Raw genomic sequence first — 18,580 nt, 5'->3', positions numbered from 1 at the left:
CGGTGTCACCCCTTCCTTGTCGCGCCGACCGGCGCGGTCGTGGCGGCGCGCGGGCGGTAGGCCGACGCGCGTCCGGCGACGACGCGTTCGAACCCGTCGTCGATGCCGATGGTGGTTTCGGCGGCCCCGAGGAACAGCCAGCCGTCAGGTCGCATCAGGCTGCGGATCCGCCGCAGCACCGAGCGCTTGGTCTCGAGGTCGAAGTAGATCAGGACGTTGCGCAGGAACACCACGTCGAAGGGGGCCAGCTGCGGCAGCGGGGCCGCCAGGTTCACCTTCTGGAACGAGACGTTGCGGCGCAGCGCCTCGGCCACCTGCCACTCGGTGCCCACCCGGTCGAAGTACCGCACCAGCATGGGCACGGGCAGGCCGCGGTTGACCTCGAGCTGGCTGTAGCGGCCGGCCTTGGCCCGCTCGATCATCTCCGTGGAGATGTCCGTCGCGAGGATCTCGTACCTGCCGGTCCGTACGGACTCCTCCAGCAGCATGGCCAGGCTGTACGGCTCCTGCCCGCTGGAGCAGGCGGCCGACCAGATCCGCAGCTTGTGCTGGGGACCGCGCCGCTCCGCCAGGTCCGGGACGACGCTGTCGGTGAACGCGGTGAACGGTTCGCGGTCGCGCAGCCAGGAGGTCTCGTTGGTGGTCAGCGCGTCGACGATCTGGTCGGCGATCACGCGCTCACGCTGCGCCCGTGCGACGAACTCCGACACCGTCACGGTGCCCGTCCGCCGGGCGAGGGGCAGCAGGCGCGCCTCCACCAGGTATTCCTTGCCCGCTTCGAGGACGATCGCCGCCTCGCGCCGGACCAGTCCGCTCACGAAGGCGAACTCATGTTGGGTCAGAGCCATCGGTTCATCCTCGGGACCTGGCCATGCGGCCGCCGGCCACACGACTGATTAGATGCTGGGAAATCTCGTTCAGGGGAAGGATCGAATGGGCCAGGCCCGCTCCCGCCACCGCGCCGGGCATCCCCCAGACGACCGAGGTCGCCTCGTCCTGGGCGACGATCTCCGCGCCCTTGGAGACCAGGGCCTCGCTGCCGCGTCGGCCGTCCTGGCCCATGCCCGTCAGGACCAGGCCCAGCGTGGAGCCTCCGTACGCCTTGGCGACGGAGCGGAACAGGACGTCCACCGCGGGGCGGCAGAAGTTCTCCGGCGGGCCCTGCTGCACGTGGGTGACGACACCGGTGCCGCGCCGCACCACCTCCAGGTGGTAGTCGCCGGGGGCGATGTAGACCGTCCCGGGCGTGAGCGCCATCGCGGCCTGGGCCTCGACGACCTTCAGCCGGGAGGACCGGTCGAGCCGCTCGGCGAACATCTTGGTGAAGACCTGCGGCATGTGCTGCACCACGACGATCGGCACGGGGAACGTCGCGGGAAGCGCGTTGACCACCTTCGCCAGGGCGTCGGGCCCGCCGGTGGAGCAGCCCACGGCCACGACCTCGGGCGTGCCGGCGCCGCCACCGGTGCGGGCGGGCGGCGGCGCGAGGCGCGGAGCCGGCCGGACCGCTCCGCGGGGCGGCATGCCCGTCTTGCAGAGGGCGTGGATGCGCGGGATGATCTGCTCGCGCACGCTCCTGATGGACTCCGCGACGCTGCCGACGTTGGCCGGCTTCGTCACGTAGTCGCTGGCGCCCGATGCCAGGGCCTCCAGGGTGGCCGACGCGCCGACCGAGGTCAGCGTGCTGAACATGATGACCGGCAGCCGGGGGTGGGTCTTCCGGATCTCCTTGATCGTGGTCAGCCCGTCCATGACCGGCATCTCGATATCGAGCGTGACGATGTCCGGCTTCAGCATTTCGATCTTGGAGAGGGCGACCTTGCCGTTGGGAGCGGTGCCCACCACCTGAATGCCGGGATCCGCGCTCAACGCGTCGACGATCAGGCGCCGGACGACGACCGAGTCGTCGACCACGAGAACCGATACCACGCGAGGCCTCCTGTGTAAGAAGCGGGACATGTCTCACCGCCCGCCCGTCGGGTTTCCTATCGACAGGCCGGGCAATGGGCTGAGGATTCACCGTGCTTCCTCGGCGCAGGATGCGACCGCTCCGTGCCACCCCCTCTGTGGCGACATTGTGTGAAAGAAATACTACGCATGGTCATCATCCGATGGGGCGGGCGGGTGAGGCGGGGCATGGCGATGCGGGCGAGGCCGCCGCGGGACGAGAGGCCCGAGACCGCCGCGGGACGAGAGACCCGAAGCCGCCGCGGGACGAGAGACCCGAGACCGCCGCGGGACGAGAGACCCGAGACCGCCGCCCGGCGCCCGAGCGCGCGGGCCAGGGTCGCCGGGACCACCCGGCGCCCGAGCGCGCGGGCCAGCGCCACGGCGGAGACGACCGTCACCGCCGACGTGACCGCGCCCGCCAGCACGAGGGCCGCCCGGGGGCCCGCGGTGTCGCTGAGCATCCCCAGCAGCGGGCCGCCGACCGCGCCGGAGGCCGCCCCGACCATCGACTGCGCGGCCAGCACGCGGCCCCGCATCTGCGCGGCGGTGCCGAGCTGCACGCGGGTGCTGACCGTGGTGTCCAGGACCACCGCGCCGGCCGCGATCGGCAGCAGCACGGCGGCGAAGGAGAGCAGGCCCGGCATGAGGCCGCTGAGCACCTGCCCCACGCTGGTGAGCGCCGCGGCGGCGAACAGGATCGGGAAGGTCAGCTCCGGCCGTGACGCCGCGTACAGACCGCCGACGACGGCGCCGACGGCGAAGACGACCGACAGGACCCCGTACCCGGCGGCGCCCGCGCCCAGCGGGCCCTCGCTCATCGCGGCCATGGTGACCTGGTAGTTGCGGCCCAGGGCGCCCAGCACGAAGGCCGTGCCGAGCAGGACGAGCAGCCACCGGGTGCCCCCGACGTAGCGCAGCCCGGCCGCGATCCCGGCCTCCTGCTCCCCGGCGCGCGGCAGGGGGTGCAGCTCACCGCGGCGCATGGCGGCGATCGCCGCCATCACCACCGCGAAGCTCAGCGCGTTGAGCGCGAACAGCGCCCCGGTGCCGGCGACGGGGATGAGGACGCCGGCGGCGGCCATGCCGAGGATGCGCCCGCCGGAGCTGATCACCGAACCGAGGGCCAGGGCGTTGGGCAGGTCGTCGGGGCCGACCACCTCCGCGCCGAAGCGCCCCAGGGCGGGGCCGTCCAGCGCGGACACCACGCCGCCGAGGAGCGCGACCGCGTAGACGGGCCACACGTCGTCCGCGCCGCCGAGGGCGATCCCGGCCAGCACCGCGGCGAGCAGCCCGTGCAGGGCCTGGGTGGTCAGCAGCAGCGGACGCGCGGGCAGGCGGTCCGCCAGGGAGCCCCCGGCGAAGGCGAGCAGCACGGTGGGCAGCGACTGCAGGAACAGGCCGAACCCCAGGCCGGTGGCCGAACCCGTGATGGACAGCAGCAGCCAGTTGACGCCCAGCACCTGCATCCAGGTCCCGGCGACCGACAGGAAGTCCGCGCCCGCCCACAGGCGGTAGTTCCGGTGCCTCAGGGCGCGCAGCATGACAGGGGTTCGGAGCACGGTGACGCTTCCTCGGTCGGATCCTCGCGGAGATGAGGGCTCGTCGCATCCGCCCGCCGCGGCGGGGCGGCCGTGGGCGCGGGGGCGTGCCGTGCCCTGCGGCACGGCGCCCCGGATCCGGAGCGGTCCGTCCTCCGCAGAGCCGATCGGCAGGCGGGGGCGGACCCTGAGGAGCGGGAAGGTTGCGGCGTCGGCCATCGGCCGTCGGCACTCCGGAGGTTCCGGCACTGCGGAGGTCCCGGCACTGCGGAGGTCCCGGCACTCCGGAGGTTCCGGCACTCCGGAGGTCCCGGAGGGAGGCGCGGACCGTCAGCCGGCCAGCAGGCCGCGGACGCGTCCGGACCCGTCGCGGGCGGCGCCGCCGGCCAGCAGGCGGTCCAGGTCCTGCGCCGGCAGGGGCCTGCTGAACAGGTAGCCCTGGCCCAGCGGGCAGCGCATGTCGCGCAGGAACTCCTCCTGCTCGACGGTCTCCACCTTCTCGGCCACGGCGGGCAGGTCCAGGCTCTCGCAGAGGCCGATGATCGCCCGGGTCAGGGCGTGCCGCTGGCGGGAGGCGGTGTCGGTGCCGGCCTCGTACCCGGTGAAGGCGCCGTCGATCTTGACCACGTCGACCGGCAGGTGCTGCAGGTAGGCGAGGGAGGAGTAGCCGGTGCCGAAGTCGTCGATGGCGACCCGCACGCCGTAGGTGCGCAGCTCCGACAGGTACTCGATCACCCGGGCGGTCTCCTGCTGGCCGGTGGCCAGCAGGGCCGTCTCGGTGATCTCCAGGATGAGCGCCTCACCGGGCAGGCCGCTGTCGGCCAGGGCGTCCAGCACCGTGGCGACGAACCCGGGCCGGTGCAGCTGGTGTCCGGACACGTTGACGTTGACGGCGATGCCGTACCGCTCGTGCCAGCGACGGGCGTCGAAGCAGGCGCGGCGGAGCACCTGCACCCCGATCGGCACGATCAGGCCGGTCTCCTCGGCCGTCGGGATGAACGCGTCCGGCGGCACGACGCCCTCGGGGGAGTGCCAGCGCAGCAGCGCCTCCACGGCGTGCACCGCGCCGGTCCGCAGGTCCACGACCGGCTGGTAGTTGAGGACGAACTCGTCCTCCTCCAGGGCCCGGCGCAGTCCTTCGGCGATGCGGGCCTGGTCGAGCCGCTCCACGCGCAGCCCGGGGTGGAACACGCTGATCTGGTTCTTGCCCGCCGCCTTGGCCGCGTACAGCGCCAGGTCGGCGTCGCGCAGCGCCTCCTGCGCGTCGGCGGACTCGGCGATCATGTACAGGCCGACGCTGGTGGTCACGTGCAGGGCGTACCCGCCGACGGTGAAGGCCTCGGCGACCGCCTCCACGACGCGCCCGGCGATCTCACCCGCCTCCTCGGCGGTGACGTCCTCCAGCAGGACCGCGAACTCGTCGCCGCCGAACCGCGCCAGCGTGTCGGCCTCCCGCACGATCTCCCGGAGACGACGCGCCGCCTGGATCAGCAGCTGGTCGCCGACCGGATGGCCGTAGCCGTCGTTGACGTGCTTGAACCCGTCCAGGTCCAGCAGGAGCAACGCGTGCCGGGCCGCCGGCGAGCGCCGGACCGTGGCCTGCTCCAGCCGGTCGTTGAACAGCGCCCGGTTGGCCAGCCCCGTCAGCGGGTCGTGCATCGCCCGGTGGCTGACCAGCTCCTGCAGCGCGCTCTGCTCCTCCGCCGCGCGCGACAGCTCCGCGGCCTGCTCGTCCAGGAGCAGCGCGCGCCGCTGCGCCGCGCTGGTGCCCACGACCAGCCGGATGATCAGGAACGCGGACAGGCCGGTCAGCAGCGCCAACGGGACGGCGAGGTCGGCGCGGGTCAGCGTCACCGGGCCGGGCCCGAGGCTGATGAGGAAGAAGACGGGCCCGGCGCAGGCGATGCTCAGGAAGACGCCGCCCCGGGCGACGGTGAGGGCGTTGCTGGGCAGGACGTCCCGGGCCCCGGTCATCGACGGGTGCAGCGCGGCCGTGCCCATGAGGACGAGCCAGAGCAGCCAGGCGGCGCTCCCCACGAGCTCGGCGCCGGAGCCGTCCAGGATCGAGACGCCGGGGCCTCCGTCGTCCACAAGCGTCGTGGTGTAGACCGCGTCGGCGACGAGCAGGGCGGTGAACGCCAGCCCGAGCAGCGCGTAGGAGGTGCTCTGGTTGCCGTAGCGGAACCAGAGCCGGGCCCCCATGAAGACGACGGCCATGTCCAGGCCCAGGTAGAGCAGGGCCGTCAGGTGGTCGGCGTCGCCCAGGCTCTCGGCACCGAGGTACGGATTGAAGATCAGCGTCCAGTACAGGAACGCGATCCCCATCACGATGACCACCGCGTCCAGCGTCACCCCGCCGTTCCCGGCGCGGTCCGGGTCGCGCTGCAGCCGGCTCAGGCCGAGCGCGACCAGCGGGTACATCGGCACGTAGAGCAGGTCGACCCAGCGGGGGACCGCACCGGCGTCGCCGGCCGCCACGTACCAGCCGGTCCACAGCAGGTCGGACGCCGCCCAGACCGCCACGCCCGCCGTCATCAGCCACCAGGCCGAGGCCGCGGGCGGGCGGTGCCGCCGGATCCCGGCGGCCATCGCGACGGCCGCGACGACCGGGATGACCTCCCACAGCAGTTCGCCGACCCAGCCCGGGGTGACGACCACGACCGCGATCAGCAGGCAGCCGAGCAGGAGGAAGAGCAGCCAGAGGGGGGGACGGAGGGCTCTCCGTCCCTGCCGGGGACGCGTGACGTGCCCCGGGGGGGCGGCGTCTGGCTGCATCGTCTTCTCCTGGCGTGCGGCGGTGGGGCGGACGGGGTCACGGGTGCGGGGAGGCCCTTCCTCCCATCGGTAGACGCCGGGGTGATCTGAGCCCTGCGCGGGAACCGTCCTCCGCCCGCCGTACGGCGGGCGGTGCGTACGGCGGGCGCGTCGTACGGCGGGCGGTGCGTACGGCGGGTCGCGTGCAGGGCGGACGGGGCACGGCGGGCGGGGCACGGCGGGCGATCAGCCGGCCAGGCGCTCACCGCCGATCGGGTCCGCGGAGCCGCCGGGCCCCTCCGCGGTCCCGGCGCTCCCGGCGGCCCCGGCCCCCGCCCCGGTGCCGCCGGCCAGGAACCGGTCCAGCGTGGCGGGGGGCACGGGCTTGCTGAACAGGTAGCCCTGGCCCAGCGGGCAGCGCATGCCGCGCAGGAACTCCTCCTGCTCGGCGGTCTCCACCTTCTCGGCCACGGCGGGCAGGTCCAGGCTCTCGCAGAGGCCGAGGATCGCCCGGGTGAAGGCGTGCCGCTGGCGGGAGGCGACGTCGGTGCCGGAGGTGAGCGTGGTGAAGGCGCCGTCGATCTTGACCACGTCGACCGGGAGGCGGTGCAGGTACGCGAGGGAGGAGTAGCCGGTGCCGAAGTCGTCGATGGCGACCCGCACGCCGTGGCCGCGCAGCGCGAACAGGTACTCGATGGCCTGGTCGCTGCGCTGCATCCCGGTGTCCAGCAGGGCCGTCTCGGTGATCTCCAGGATGAGCGCCTCACCGGGCAGGCCGCTGTCGGCCAGGGCGTCCAGCACCGTGGCGACGAAGTCCGGTCGGCGCAGCTGGACCGCCGAGACGTTGACGGTGACGGCGATGCCGTACCGCTCGTGCCAGCGGCGGGCGTCGAAGCAGGCGCGGCGGAGCACCCGCGCCCCGATCGGCACGATCAGGCCGGTCTCCTCGGCCGTCGGGATGAACGCGTCCGGCGGCACGACCCCCTCGGAGGCCGACCAGCGCAGCAGCGCCTCCACGGCGTGCACCGCGCCGGTCCGCAGGTCCACGACCGGCTGGTAGTCGACGGAGAAGGCGTCGTGTTCGAGCGCCCGGCGCAGTCCTTCGGCGATGCGGGCCTGGTCGAGCCGCTCCACGCGCAGCCCGGGGTGGAACACGCTGATCTGGTTCTTGCCCGCCGCCTTGGCCGCGTACAGCGCCAGGTCGGCGTCGCGCAGCACGTCGCCGGCCGGGACCGATTCGGCGATCATGTACAGGCCGACGCTGGTGGTCACGTGCAGGGCGTACCCGCCGACGGTGAAGGCCTCGGCGATGACGTCGACGACGCGCCCGGCGATCTCGCCCGCCTCCTCGGCGGTGACGTCCTCCAGCAGGACCGCGAACTCGTCGCCGCCGAACCGCGCCAGCGTGTCGGCCTCCCGCACGATCTCCCGCAGGCGCCGTCCGGCCTGGATCAGCAGCTGGTCGCCGACCGGATGGCCGTAGCCGTCGTTGACGTGCTTGAACCCGTCCAGGTCCAGCAGGAGCAACGCGTGCCGGGCCGCCGGCGAGCGCCGGACCGTGGCCTGCTCCAGCCGGTCGTTGAACAGCGCCCGGTTGGCCAGCCCCGTCAGCGGGTCGTGCATCGCCCGGTGGCTGACCAGCTCCTGCAGCGCGCTCTGCTCCGCCAGCGCGCGCTGCAGCTCCGCGGCCTGCTCGTCCAGGAGCAGCGCGCGCCGGTGCGCCGCGCCGGCGTTGGTGATCAGCCGGATGGTCAGGAACCCCATCAGGCCGATGAACATGATCATCGGAGCCGTGAAGTCGAGGGGGTCCACCGGCGTGCCGGCCGGGATGGTGATGATGAGGGAGACCGGCCCGGCGCAGGCCATCACCAGGAAGGCGACGCCCCGCGCCACGGTGAGGTGGCCGTCGGAGGCGGTCGAACGGGCGTCGGCCATCGACGGGTGCAGCGCGGCCGTGCCCATGAGGACGAACCAGAGCAGCCAGCCCGCGTTCGCCAGGAGGCCGTAGCTCCAGCCCTCGCCGATCTGGATGTCCAGGAAGTACAGCACGTCGTTGACGTACAGCCCGAGCACGCCCAGGACGAGCATCGCGTAGGACCGGTTGCGCAGGCCGTGGGTGAACCAGAGCCGGACCGCCATGAACTGCGGGAACAGGCCCGCGACGGGATAGGCCGCCGCCATGAGGAGCGCGTGGCCCGACATCGCCTGGAGGTTCCCGTAGGGGTTGAAGGAGACCGTCCAGTACACGAAGGCCGCTCCCAGCAGGATGACCATGGCGTCGAGCGTCACGCCGACGTTCCTGGAGCGGATCGCGTTGCCCGGCAGGCGGCCCAGCCCGGCGAAGAGCAGCGGATACGCCGGCAGGTAGGCCGCCTCCAGCCAGAAGGGGACCGGGTGGCCGTCCCCGCCGGCCGTCAGGAACCAGCCGGTCCACAGCAGGTCCGCGCCCACCCAGGCGGCCAGGCCCGCGATCAGCAGCCGCCACGCCGCCGGAGCGGCCGGACGGTGCAGGCGCGTCCCGGCGATCATCGCGATCACCGCGGCGACCGACACGACCGATCGGACGGCGATGTCGGCGCCCTCGCCGGGCAGCAGCGGCCCCGCGACGCTCACCAGCAGGCCGCCCGCGAGGAAGATCGGCCAGCGGGGCCGCCGGTCAGCGGTCATAGCCGTACAGGCCGTGGGTGCGCATGAGGGCGGTCAGCTTGCCGGGGTAGGCCGGGTCGGTGGCGTATCCGGCCTTCGCGATCTCCTGGGCGAACCGGTCGGGGTCCCCGGTGTGGGCGAACGCGGCCCGGTAGCGGCGGTTGGAGGCGAGGAAGTCCCCGTGGTCGGCGAACGAGTCCGCCGCGGTGCGGTACGTCCGGAAGGACGCGGTGGTCTTCCCGCAGCCGCCGGAGCCGCACTCGGTGGTCGGGTAGTCGCGGCAGCCCGCCGCGCGGCCGGCCGGGCCGCCGGAGCACTTGATGCCGAAGTAGTTGCGGTCCCGGGTCGACAGCGTGCTGCGCCCCCAGCCCGACTCCAGGATCGCCTGGGCCAGGGTCACCGAGGCGGGCACGCCCGTCGCCCGCATGCTCTGCCGGGCGGCGGGACCGACCTGGCGGATGAACTCCGCCCGGGTGCCGGGGACGACGGCGGTGGCGGGCGCGGCGCCCGCGGCGGGGGCCACGGGAGCGGGGGCGGGGGCGGGCGAGGGGACCGGGGCCGCGGCCGGGAACACGGCCGGGACGGGAGCCGCGGCGCCCGCCGCGACCGGTGCGGGGATCCCGGCGGCGGGCGGCGGCGCGCACCGTCCGACCGGCGCGGGGCGCACGACGTGGGCGTCGGGGACGTAGCCGCCCCCGTCCACGCGCAGCCAGGAGCCGGTGGTCCTGACCGTGCCGCGGGTCCACTCGCCGGAGACGCGGCACTCGACGGGGAAGCGGGCGCCGTCCCCGATGCCGCGCAGCGTGGCGGCGGCGGAGGAGGGCTCGCTCCGTACGGCGAGCGCGCCGCCGGCGGTGCGCGCCTCGACCATGAGCGTGCCTGCGGGCGGGGCGCCCTCTGCGGCGGGGGATGCCGCAGAGGGCGAGGGGGTGGCCTCGGGGGGCGGGGGGGTGACGGCGCCGCCCGGGGCGGTTGCGGGGGAGGAGAGGGGGCCGATCTCGGTCACGGCGGGCCTGACCGGCGTCGGCGGCAGCCCCGAGGGGGCGGCGTAGGCGGTTCCGCCGAGCACTCCGAACCCCGTGACCAGGCATGACAGTGCCACGGCACTGGTGATGAGCACTCGGCTCAGCCCGTGTCGCGAGGTCGGCTCCCACATGGCACCGACGATCGGCGGCGCGGGCTGCGCCTTCGGGTGCGCGCCGGGTGCAGATCCGTTGCCGTCGGCGCGGGACGGCCCCTCCCGCACCGATCAGGCCGCCGCCCCTCCCGCACCGATCAGGCCGCCGCCCCTCCCGCACACCGATCGGACCGCCGCCCCTCCCGCACACCGATCGGACCGCCGCCCCTCCCGCACACCGATCGGACCGCCGCCCCTCCCGCACACCGATCGGACCGCCGTCCCTCCCGCACCGGTCAAACCTCGGTCGCGACCAGCCGGGCAGGGTTGATAACGTTCTGTTTGGGATGAATTGCTATTAGTGACGAGTCCCGGGGTCCTTGGGGGAGGGCCCGACTGCCGAGGGGGGACATGTGGGGGGCAGCATGCTGAACAGCGGTGGTCGTCTCGACCAGGCCGCTTCACACCCGCCGGACGACGCGTCCGACGCCGTGAACGCGGTGGACACCACTCGGGCGATCCTCGGTCTCCTCGACGAGCAACTGCGCGGGTCCGACGACCCCGGCGGGGTGAACGCGGACACCGCGCTGCTCGCCGGGCTCCGGAGCGTGCCCGGGGTGCTGGGCGCCGAGCTGCGGGCGGCCGACGCCACCCCGCCCGCGAACGGGGAGCGCCTGTGGCCCGCGGGGCCCGGCCGGATGCTCGCCGTGACGCTGGCGGCGGGGTTCGACGGCCACGGCGTCCCCGAGGCGCTCTCCTGCCTGGCCGCCGCCCTGGACGCCTCCGGGCGCCGGGAATCCGAGATCCGCTCCGGCGGCCCCTCCGACGCCGCGACGCTCGCCGCGGCCAAGACGGAGTTCATCTCCACCGTCGTCCACGACCTGGCCACGCCGATCACGCCGATCCTCGCCTACGCGGGCCTGCTGGCCGACCCCGAGACCGGCCCGCTCACCGGCGACCAGAGCGAGTTCGTCAAGGTCATCGAGCGCAACGCACTGCGGCTGTCGGAGCTCCTCAACGACCTGCCGCTGCTGGCCGACCCCGCCACGACCGAACCGGAGCTGCGGCCGGAGCGGGTCGATCCGATGGAGATGGTCCGCGACATCGTCGCCCAGTTCCGCCCCGGAGCCCTGCACGCCGGCGTCTCCCTGCGCTACCACGCCCGGCCGGGCCCGGCGCTGAGCTGCAACACCGTCCGGGTCCGCCGCATGCTCGACATCCTGCTGACCGCGGCGATCACCCGGGCCGGCCCCGGCGACGCCGTCGAGGTCGAGCTCCGGCCCACGGTCGACGGGTGGCGGGTGGAGATCGGCTGCGTCGCCGCCGACGGCGAGACCAGCCTCACCGACCAGGCCGGCCGGGGCGAGGACCCGGCGGGGGAGAAGGCGTGGCCGCGGCTCGGCATGGCCCGCGCGATCGTCGGCATGCACGGCGGCACGCTGCAGCTCATCGAGAACGGGACGCGACGGTCGGAGGTGCGCGTGGACCTTCCCTGGGAACCCGTCCGCGACCGGAGGGAGCAGCGATGAGCCGCCTCCTGGTCGTCGAGGACGACTCCGACACGCTCTCCGCCATCCAGGTGCTCCTGGGCCACGGCGGACACGAGGTCATCCCCGCGACGGACGGCCGCAGCGGCCTGCGCCTGCTGCACCAGCACAAGCCGGACGCCCTGATCCTCGACATCGGCCTGCCCGTCATGGACGGCTGGCAGGTCCTGGAGCGGGTCCGGGACATCAGCGACCTGCCGATCCTGATCCTCACCGGCCGGGGCCAGGAGCGGGAGAAGGTGCGCGGCCTGCGCGCCGGGGCCGACGACTACCTCGTCAAGCCGTTCTCCCGGGCCGAGCTCACCGCCCGGGTCGAGGCGCTGCTGCGCCGCGCCGGAACGGCCTCCTGGGCCGAGGACGTCTACGACGACGGGCTCATCCGGGTGGAGCCGGCGACCCGGACGGTCTTCGTCGAGAGCCAGGAGATCCACCTGACCCCGACCGAGTTCCGTCTGCTCAACACCCTCGTACGGCACGCCGGCAACGTCCTGAGCTCCTCCCAGTTGCTCTCCCTGGTGTGGGACGACCCCACGGGGCTCAGCCCGGAGCGGGTGAAGTTCGCCATCCTGCGCCTGCGCCGCCGCCTCAACCCCGACACCTCCGCCTCGCCCATCGAGGCGGTCCGCGGCGTCGGCTACCGCTACCGCCCCCCGGCCCAGCACCAGAACGGCAAGGACACCCTCTCGGTCCGCCGCTGACCGCGCCCGTGTCCGGGCCTCGCCTCGGCCCGGACACGGCGGCCGGAGCGGACCATGACCGGGACGGCACGACCTGGGAGAGCGGGCCGCGAACGAGGACGGTCACCTGCTCAGGACACGGCCTGCCACGCGTCCCCGCGCCGCCACAGCAGCTCCTCACGCTCCAGCGCCCGCAACGCCCCCACGATGCCCCCCCCCCCCCCCCCGGGCTGCACCGCGCCCGCTCCCACACCGGCCCGACGACGTGCGCGCCGTCGTCTTCGAAGTATCGGACCTGGGCGATCGCGGTGGCGCGGCGTGGTGGGCAGCAGCGCAGCCGGACCGGCACCTTCCACGTCTTCAGGGTCGTGGCGGCGAGTTCTCCGGTCACGCGGACACGGCCGTGGGAGCGGTTGACGGACTTCTGGTTGCGCGACAGGCGCGGCCGGTGCCGGTGGCGCCTGAACAGGGTCCGGATCATGCCATCCGCACCCTGGTACCCCCGATCGGCAAGGACCCGGACGCCAGCGCCGGTGAGGGCATCGACCAGGCCGGTCCGCCGGACGGCGGTCAGATCGTGCACCGCCCCGGGCAGCGCGGGCGAGACCCACACCAGGCGGTCGGCCGGATCGGCGAGGAACTGAGCGTTGGCTCCGTGCCGGTGGTGTTTCCCGGAGTAGTACGGCCTGTCGTCGGCCAGCCGGTTATCGGCAGGAGCGTGCCGTCGCCGACGACGTAGGCCAGGCGGGAGACCTTGCGGCGGTGTGAACGTCGTCGGCCAGGGCGGCGACCAGGTCGATCGCCTCGCGTACGTAGCGCCAGGTGGTGGTGCCGATGGCGAACCCGCTGCTCAGGCGGGCGTAGGCGTCGCCGTTGCGCAGGTGGGCCAAGACCAGGAGGGCTTGTTACCCGGGGCCGAGGGGGCGCCATCGGGAGCGTCGTTGCGCGCGGTGGGCGCGGATCAAGCCGGCCAGGCGGACAAGGGTACGGTTGGACAGCGGAATCGCGGCACGGTATGACAGCAACGAGGCTCCCGGTTGGGGCATCGAATCTTGGTCGACTGCTGTCTTACCGGGATCCTCGTCTCATCCGCTACCGCCTTCTGCAGGTCCGCCGTGACCTGGGCCATCAGGATGAAAAAGCCTCATGCGTTCATCGACGTCATTCTTCGTGTGGAACGTGATACAGGGTTCGCGTTGACGCGAACCATGCGCGGTCGATGAACCGGCCGGTGATTCGTCCTACCATGCACATGTAGCGGTCAAAGGTTTCAGCGTCGCTGATTTCGTCGCTGAGCTCCAGTCCGCTCGCGTGCGCCTCGAACTCAGGGACCTCCATCCATCCCCCAGGGGAGGAAGGAGGGAATATCTCTCCACGATATTCCCTGTCATAAGTGTATAGCAGTTTGCCGGGATCGGCCTCTTCCACATAATAGGCTTCGAGTACGCGTTGCCCGTCTGCGCTCAGCGCCTCTATCAGATGTGGCGGCATCGTTCCGCTGATGGTGAGGATGGTCGACCAGCCGGCCGAGTGCTCTCCCACCCAGACGATGAGTTCCTCCGGGCCGATTTCGTATGATTGCATGGCTGTCTGAAAATCACACAACGTGCCGTCTCGGGGGTCGACGCCCAGCCGCCGGGCGATCTCGTTGCCATCTTCCGTGTCCACCCACTGGCAGCTGAACCACGATTCCAGTCCGTGTCCGGCAAGTAGATCCCACTGACTTTCCTCAGGAAGGGCGCGATCGGGTTTCTGCATCATTGGCCTCTTGTTGGTTGGTCTGCGGACAGTGGGGGTATCGGCCGTATATGACCAACACCCCCACTTCGATATACCGACGAAGATGACTACGGGACGACGCTCACCCAGAAGGCATGATGGGTGGCGACATGATATTTGTCATAGAAACCCTTCAGCGCCCTGCCGTGCAGGTCGTTGTGTCCGCCGTTAACGGCCCTGATGGAGTAGTGGCCAGTTCCCCTTCCACTGCCGGCCGCCCCTTGGTAGGTCGAGGCGAAGGGATACTCGTCGCACTCCAGTCTAGTGGGCCGCGTCCTGCCGCCGGCCCACGGCATCCCTTCGCTATTCTCCGCCTTTGGATATTGGTCTCTGAAGTAGTATTTACAGTAATTGGTGATAGGTGATGCACTCCAGTGCTTCCCGTCGTCCATGTACATCTCAATGCCGGAGAAGAATTTCCTGTTGAAGCCGCTGGTGCCTGCAGGACGCTTATGCAGCGGAGGACTGGAGGCGACATTCCAGTTTCCAGGGATCGTCTTCGGCTGCTCGGTCCCGGTCCAGCGCTTCGTAGGCGGATACTCCGGCTTCGACCAGTCATGTCCTGGCCGAAGTGGGGGCGACGTCAACCCGTTGACGCTCGGGTCCAGGGCGGCTTTGATATGCCTGGTGACTTCGGCAAATTCAGGGTTCTTGCCCTCCGACATTTCGAAGACCCGGTGTGCCCTGTCGTTGACGCATCCGCCGGTGTGATTGATGACCTTGTCCCGATCGCACCGATAGTAGGGGGCGGCGAGAGTGCTGAGGTCCCCTGGTAGCCGCCCGTAACCATGTCGGGCCACACCAAGCCGCTTCCCCTGCGTCCCCACTATTTCCGGGCTCCATAAGGGGAGATCCCTACGGTTGTTATGAAAACGGGCGAGCATGGGCTTGATCGTGCATATAGCGTTGGGCCCTCCCGCGATGGGATTGCTTTCCAGCAGGTACATGGTGCTACTGGTCTTCTCCCATTCCCTAATCGTCTTCGTAGTGCTTCCAGTGATGCTCCGGCAAGGCGTCAGATTGTCGGATTCGGTTTGAACCTCGAATGTCAGCGGAAGCTCTTGAATGTCCTCGGCGCTCTCCTCGCTGATAGGGTATCTCTTCCCGTTCCAATACAAGGCGAAGTCGGTCAGCCGCAGGAAGAGTTTCATGTTCTGCGGCTTCAGGCCACTGCCTCCTGCGTTGGCTACCTCTGTGCCAGCCCAGTTCCCCACGTAGCTGTTGGTCACCCAGGTGGCACGGAACTGGAAGATGATGTCGTTGGGAAGGGTATCTCCCTGAGCCAGTTCCAGGATGGAGGCCACTATGCCGGCTCTGCCGCCACTTCTGCTGACGCCGACTTTATTGCTGGCCTTGACCCATCGCTTTCCGTCCGGGCCGTCACCATTCTCTGCCGCTTCGTACGTTCCCATGCTAACCCAGCTTGTCCAGCAGGAAGAGAACGGACGTTCTTGCAGACGGGCATAATCAATGGTCGGGTGCTTGGGAGACCGGAGACAGTCCTCCAGACTGAGATGGTCGTAATCGAAGTCTTCAGCGGTGGCCGAGGCGCGAGACGCAGTCTGCGAGGGCTGACTCGAAGAGTTCGCGTTCTGGGCAGTTCGCTGGTTCGTGCTTGTGAGGAGAGCTGCTACGTCAATGGCGGTCAAGGGCCGCTGGTAGACCTGGACATCGTCGAGATCGCCCAGCATGCCGACCCCCAGCGACATCGCGTTATCAGCGTTCCATGCGGAGAAACTGATCGGCACGGACTTGACCAAGGCACCGTTGAGATACAGCGACGCGGTCTTCGTGGATGCGTCGTATGCGCCAGCTAGATGGAACCACTCGTTGACCGGCGGTTCGACGTCGGACAGCACACCCTCGACTGTAGCGTCGGCGGCATCGATGCTGGTGAAGGTGAACACCAACCCGTGATCCGCCGTATTACCGAGGCGGAACGGGGCCTGGTGGCCGCCTTTCTGCTCGAGGACGGTGTAGTCGCCGTCCTTGTCGCTCCACCGCAACCAGGCAGCGGCGGTGAAGCTCTGGTCGGTGCGGATCACCGGCCGGGCCGTCTGCGCCAGGGGCTCCTCCCCGGGCTGGGTGACGTCAACGGTGACCTGCTGCCAATTCGACCAGGCCGAGGATGCGTCACCGGCGACCGCGCGCAGGCGCCAGCGCACCTTCCACCCGTCGGTCAGCTTCCCTTCGGGGACGATGAGGCTCGCCTGGGTGCCGGAGGCGATGTTGTCCGCGTTGCCGGTCCAGATCTGGCCACTGCCCTGCCCGGCGGGCGCGGCGGGATCGTGCTCGATCTCGACCTCGGCTCGCACCGGCTGGCCGGCCGGGTGGGTGACGGTGGCCTGCAGCGTGGGGGTGAGCCTGGTGGTCACCGTGACGCCGTCCACCGCCTTCGACGGGGTGATGGTCAGGCCGGTCGTGCTGGGCTTGGGCAGGCTGACGGTGACCTGCTGCCAGTCCGACCAGGCGGAAGAGGCGGTGGCCGAGACCGATCGGGCCCGCCAGCGCACCTTCCACTGATCGGCAAGCGTATCGGCCGGGACGGCGATGCTCGCCTGGGTGCCCGCCGGGACGTTGTCCGCGTTGCCGGCCCAGATCTGGCCGGTGCCCTGCCCGGCGGGCGCGGCGGGGTCGTGCTCGATCTCGACCTCGGCCCGCAGCGGCCTGCCTGCCGGGTCGCTCACCTGAGCGAGCAGGGACGGGGTGCGGGTGGGGGTGACGGTGGTGTCGTTCACCTGCTCCGACGGACTGACCTGCAATGCGCCCACGGCCGGCTCGGAGACCGGATCGGGCACGTCCACGCTCAGGGATTGCCAGTCCGACCACGGCGAGCCGACAGTGGTGGCCGGGTTCACCGCCCGGACCCGCCAGCGCACCTTCCACCCCTCGGTCAGCTTCCCGTCGGCGACGGTGATACTGGCCTGGATGCCGGAGGCGACGTTGTCCACGGCTCCGGCCCAGATCTGGCCGGTGCCCTGCCCGGTCGCGGCAGGATCGTGCTCGACCTCGAACTCCGCCCGCAGCGGCTGGGCGGCCGGGTCGGTGACCGCCGTGTGCAGGGCCGGGGTGAGGCTCGTGGTCACGGTGACACCGTCCACCAGCTGCGCGGGCGTGACCTGGAAGGCGCTCACCGCCGGGTTGGGCACGTCCACCGTGGCCGACTGCCAGTCCGACCACGCCGAGATGCTCGACGCGGCCGAGTTGGCCGCGCGGGCCCGCCAGCGCACCTTCCAGCCGTCGGCCAGTTTCCCGGCCGGGACGGTCACCGCAGCCTGGCCACCGGAGGCCACCGCAGCCAAGGTACCGGTCCAGATCTGCCCGGCGCCCTGGCTAGTGGCGGCCGGGTCATGTTCGATCTCGAACTCACCCGTCAGGTTACCGCCGATGGTGTCGGTGACGGTGGCGGCCAGCTGCGGGGTGAGCGAGGTGGCCACCGTGATGCCGTCGGCGCTCCGGGCGGGGGTAATCGTCAGGTTGGTGACGGTCGGGACCGAGGCCGGGCCGGTGCTCGTGACGGTCAGCTTCGGCGGGTTGCCGAAATCAGTGTCCTCGGACGCGGTGAGTACCCGGTAGTTGTTGACGTTGGTCTCCGAGGGGGACTGCAGCACCAGGCCGTGGTTGGCCGCGCCAGCCGCCCAGTCCTGGGCAATCCCGGTGACCGGCCACTCCAGCGCGGCCGACCCGCCCGCGCAGGACTCACCGAAGCCCGCCTTGTTGATCTGGGCGTCCTCGGTGGTAGAGGCGGGCTTGTTGGCCCAGTCCAGGTTGTTCTCATCCCAGGCGCTGGTCAGGCGGCGAACTTGAATACCGGCTCCGACCGCGGTGCCGCATCCGGAGGAGTCCATGTTCAGCAGTGACAGCTTGGCGTCGGTGACGGTCGTCCCGGCGAGGGAGGCGGTGTCGAAGCGCAGGTGTACCCGGTACTTGGCGTTGCCGGTCTGGGTACCGGCCATCATGACTGGAAGGGTGGGGTCCGCCGGGTTTCCCGCGGTGTTGAAGACGCTGCTGACGTCCACGTCGTTGTTGGATGGCAGCGTGGTGGTCGGGTCCACCCGCACCGGATACTTCGTGGCCGGATCCGACAGGAACGCGTGGTCGGGCTTGAGCACCAGCTCGGTGCGACCGTTCTTGCTGACCACATCGGTGGTGATCTTCTTGTGCCGGGCCTGAGGCAGACGCCCCTCGGCCAAGCGCTCCTTGACGCCGGCATCCCACATGACCGGCTGCGGCGCGGACGCGACCAGCTTCTTGCCCTTGCCACGGGTCAGCAGCAGCCGCCCGCCCTTGCCCTCGGACAGGGTCAGGCCATCGGTCTGCACACCAAGACGGATCTCCATCGGCTTGGCGGGCCGCTCCCGCAGCACCACATCGTGCCGGAACCCGGTGGGCAGCACGGTGACGACCAGGTCCGCGCCCTTACCTGCGGCGTCAGTGAAGGTGGCGGTGTTCTTGCTGACAGTCGGTTTGGGCAACGCGGTCGGCCAGCTCAGCGTGTAGGACTGCCCGTCCGCGGCCGTCATGGACACGAACGCGTCCGTACCGCCGTTAGAAACGGGGGTTCCCCCCGAA

Annotated in this window: 10 protein-coding genes and 1 pseudogene; 2 read left to right on the top strand and 9 right to left on the bottom strand. The window is 71.3% G+C overall.

Features of this window, described 5'->3' with window-relative positions:
* Positions 1–5 precede the first annotated feature (5 nt).
* From HS045_RS31255 to gsmA, 6 genes are all read right to left on the bottom strand, one after another.
* On the bottom strand, positions 6–848 hold the full coding sequence (locus HS045_RS31255) for a protein-glutamate O-methyltransferase CheR (protein WP_196455210.1): 843 nt from the start codon (positions 846–848) through the stop codon (positions 6–8).
* A gap of 4 nt (positions 849–852) precedes the next feature.
* The gene (locus HS045_RS31250; protein WP_196455209.1) at positions 853–1,929 is read right to left on the bottom strand and encodes a chemotaxis response regulator protein-glutamate methylesterase; all 1,077 of its coding nucleotides are present in this window, start codon (positions 1,927–1,929) and stop codon (positions 853–855) included.
* Between the two features lie 56 nt (positions 1,930–1,985).
* Positions 1,986–3,509, bottom strand: coding sequence for an MFS transporter (locus HS045_RS31245; protein WP_196455208.1), 1,524 nt, complete (start codon positions 3,507–3,509; stop codon positions 1,986–1,988).
* 309 nt (positions 3,510–3,818) lie between these two features.
* Complete coding sequence (locus HS045_RS31240; RefSeq protein ID WP_196455207.1) at positions 3,819–6,263, bottom strand: bifunctional diguanylate cyclase/phosphodiesterase; 2,445 nt, start codon at positions 6,261–6,263, stop codon at positions 3,819–3,821.
* 225 nt (positions 6,264–6,488) lie between these two features.
* Complete coding sequence (locus HS045_RS31235; RefSeq protein ID WP_196455206.1) at positions 6,489–8,909, bottom strand: bifunctional diguanylate cyclase/phosphodiesterase; 2,421 nt, start codon at positions 8,907–8,909, stop codon at positions 6,489–6,491.
* Positions 8,899–9,990, bottom strand: coding sequence for a sporangiospore maturation cell wall hydrolase GsmA (gene gsmA, locus HS045_RS31230; RefSeq protein ID WP_196455205.1), 1,092 nt, complete (start codon positions 9,988–9,990; stop codon positions 8,899–8,901). The genes HS045_RS31235 and gsmA overlap by 11 nt, the downstream gene beginning before the upstream one ends.
* A gap of 428 nt (positions 9,991–10,418) precedes the next feature.
* Between gsmA and HS045_RS31225 the strand changes: the two genes are divergently transcribed.
* Both HS045_RS31225 and HS045_RS31220 read left to right on the top strand, forming a co-directional pair.
* Positions 10,419–11,534: a sensor histidine kinase KdpD gene (locus HS045_RS31225; protein WP_196455204.1), complete on the top strand. Its 1,116-nt coding sequence runs from the start codon at positions 10,419–10,421 to the stop codon at positions 11,532–11,534.
* Positions 11,531–12,250, top strand: a complete 720-nt coding sequence (locus tag HS045_RS31220; RefSeq protein WP_196455203.1) for a response regulator transcription factor — start codon at positions 11,531–11,533, stop codon at positions 12,248–12,250. The genes HS045_RS31225 and HS045_RS31220 overlap by 4 nt, the downstream gene beginning before the upstream one ends.
* Positions 12,251–12,524: 274 nt before the next feature.
* Here HS045_RS31220 and HS045_RS31215 read toward each other — a convergent pair.
* The 3 genes and pseudogenes from HS045_RS31215 to HS045_RS31205 form a co-directional block, all read right to left on the bottom strand.
* A pseudogene (locus HS045_RS31215) lies at positions 12,525–13,254 on the bottom strand (transposase family protein); the annotation flags it as partial.
* Positions 13,255–13,390: 136 nt separating this feature from the next.
* Complete coding sequence (locus tag HS045_RS31210) at positions 13,391–13,990, bottom strand: hypothetical protein (RefSeq protein ID WP_196455202.1); 600 nt, start codon at positions 13,988–13,990, stop codon at positions 13,391–13,393.
* Between the two features lie 86 nt (positions 13,991–14,076).
* Positions 14,077–18,531: a DNRLRE domain-containing protein gene (locus HS045_RS31205; RefSeq protein ID WP_230885164.1), complete on the bottom strand. Its 4,455-nt coding sequence runs from the start codon at positions 18,529–18,531 to the stop codon at positions 14,077–14,079.
* Between the last annotated feature and the right edge of the window lie 49 nt (positions 18,532–18,580).

This window comes from Planomonospora sp. ID82291, assembly GCF_015711645.1.
Lineage (GTDB): Bacteria > Actinomycetota > Actinomycetes > Streptosporangiales > Streptosporangiaceae > Planomonospora.
The sequence above is the reverse complement of the archived record's forward strand: the minus strand, read 5'-3'. Positions and strand labels throughout refer to the sequence as shown.

Coding starts and splice junctions, on each gene's coding strand:
- HS045_RS31220 (WP_196455203.1), top strand. CDS start 11,531: ATGAGCCGCCTCCTGGTCGTCGAGGACGACTCCGACACGCTCTCCGCC.
- HS045_RS31205 (WP_230885164.1), bottom strand. CDS start 18,531: ATGACGGCCGCGGACGGGCAGTCCTACACGCTGAGCTGGCCGACCGCG.
- HS045_RS31210 (WP_196455202.1), bottom strand. CDS start 13,990: ATGATGCAGAAACCCGATCGCGCCCTTCCTGAGGAAAGTCAGTGGGAT.
- HS045_RS31255 (WP_196455210.1), bottom strand. CDS start 848: ATGGCTCTGACCCAACATGAGTTCGCCTTCGTGAGCGGACTGGTCCGG.
- HS045_RS31240 (WP_196455207.1), bottom strand. CDS start 6,263: ATGCAGCCAGACGCCGCCCCCCCGGGGCACGTCACGCGTCCCCGGCAG.
- HS045_RS31235 (WP_196455206.1), bottom strand. CDS start 8,909: ATGACCGCTGACCGGCGGCCCCGCTGGCCGATCTTCCTCGCGGGCGGC.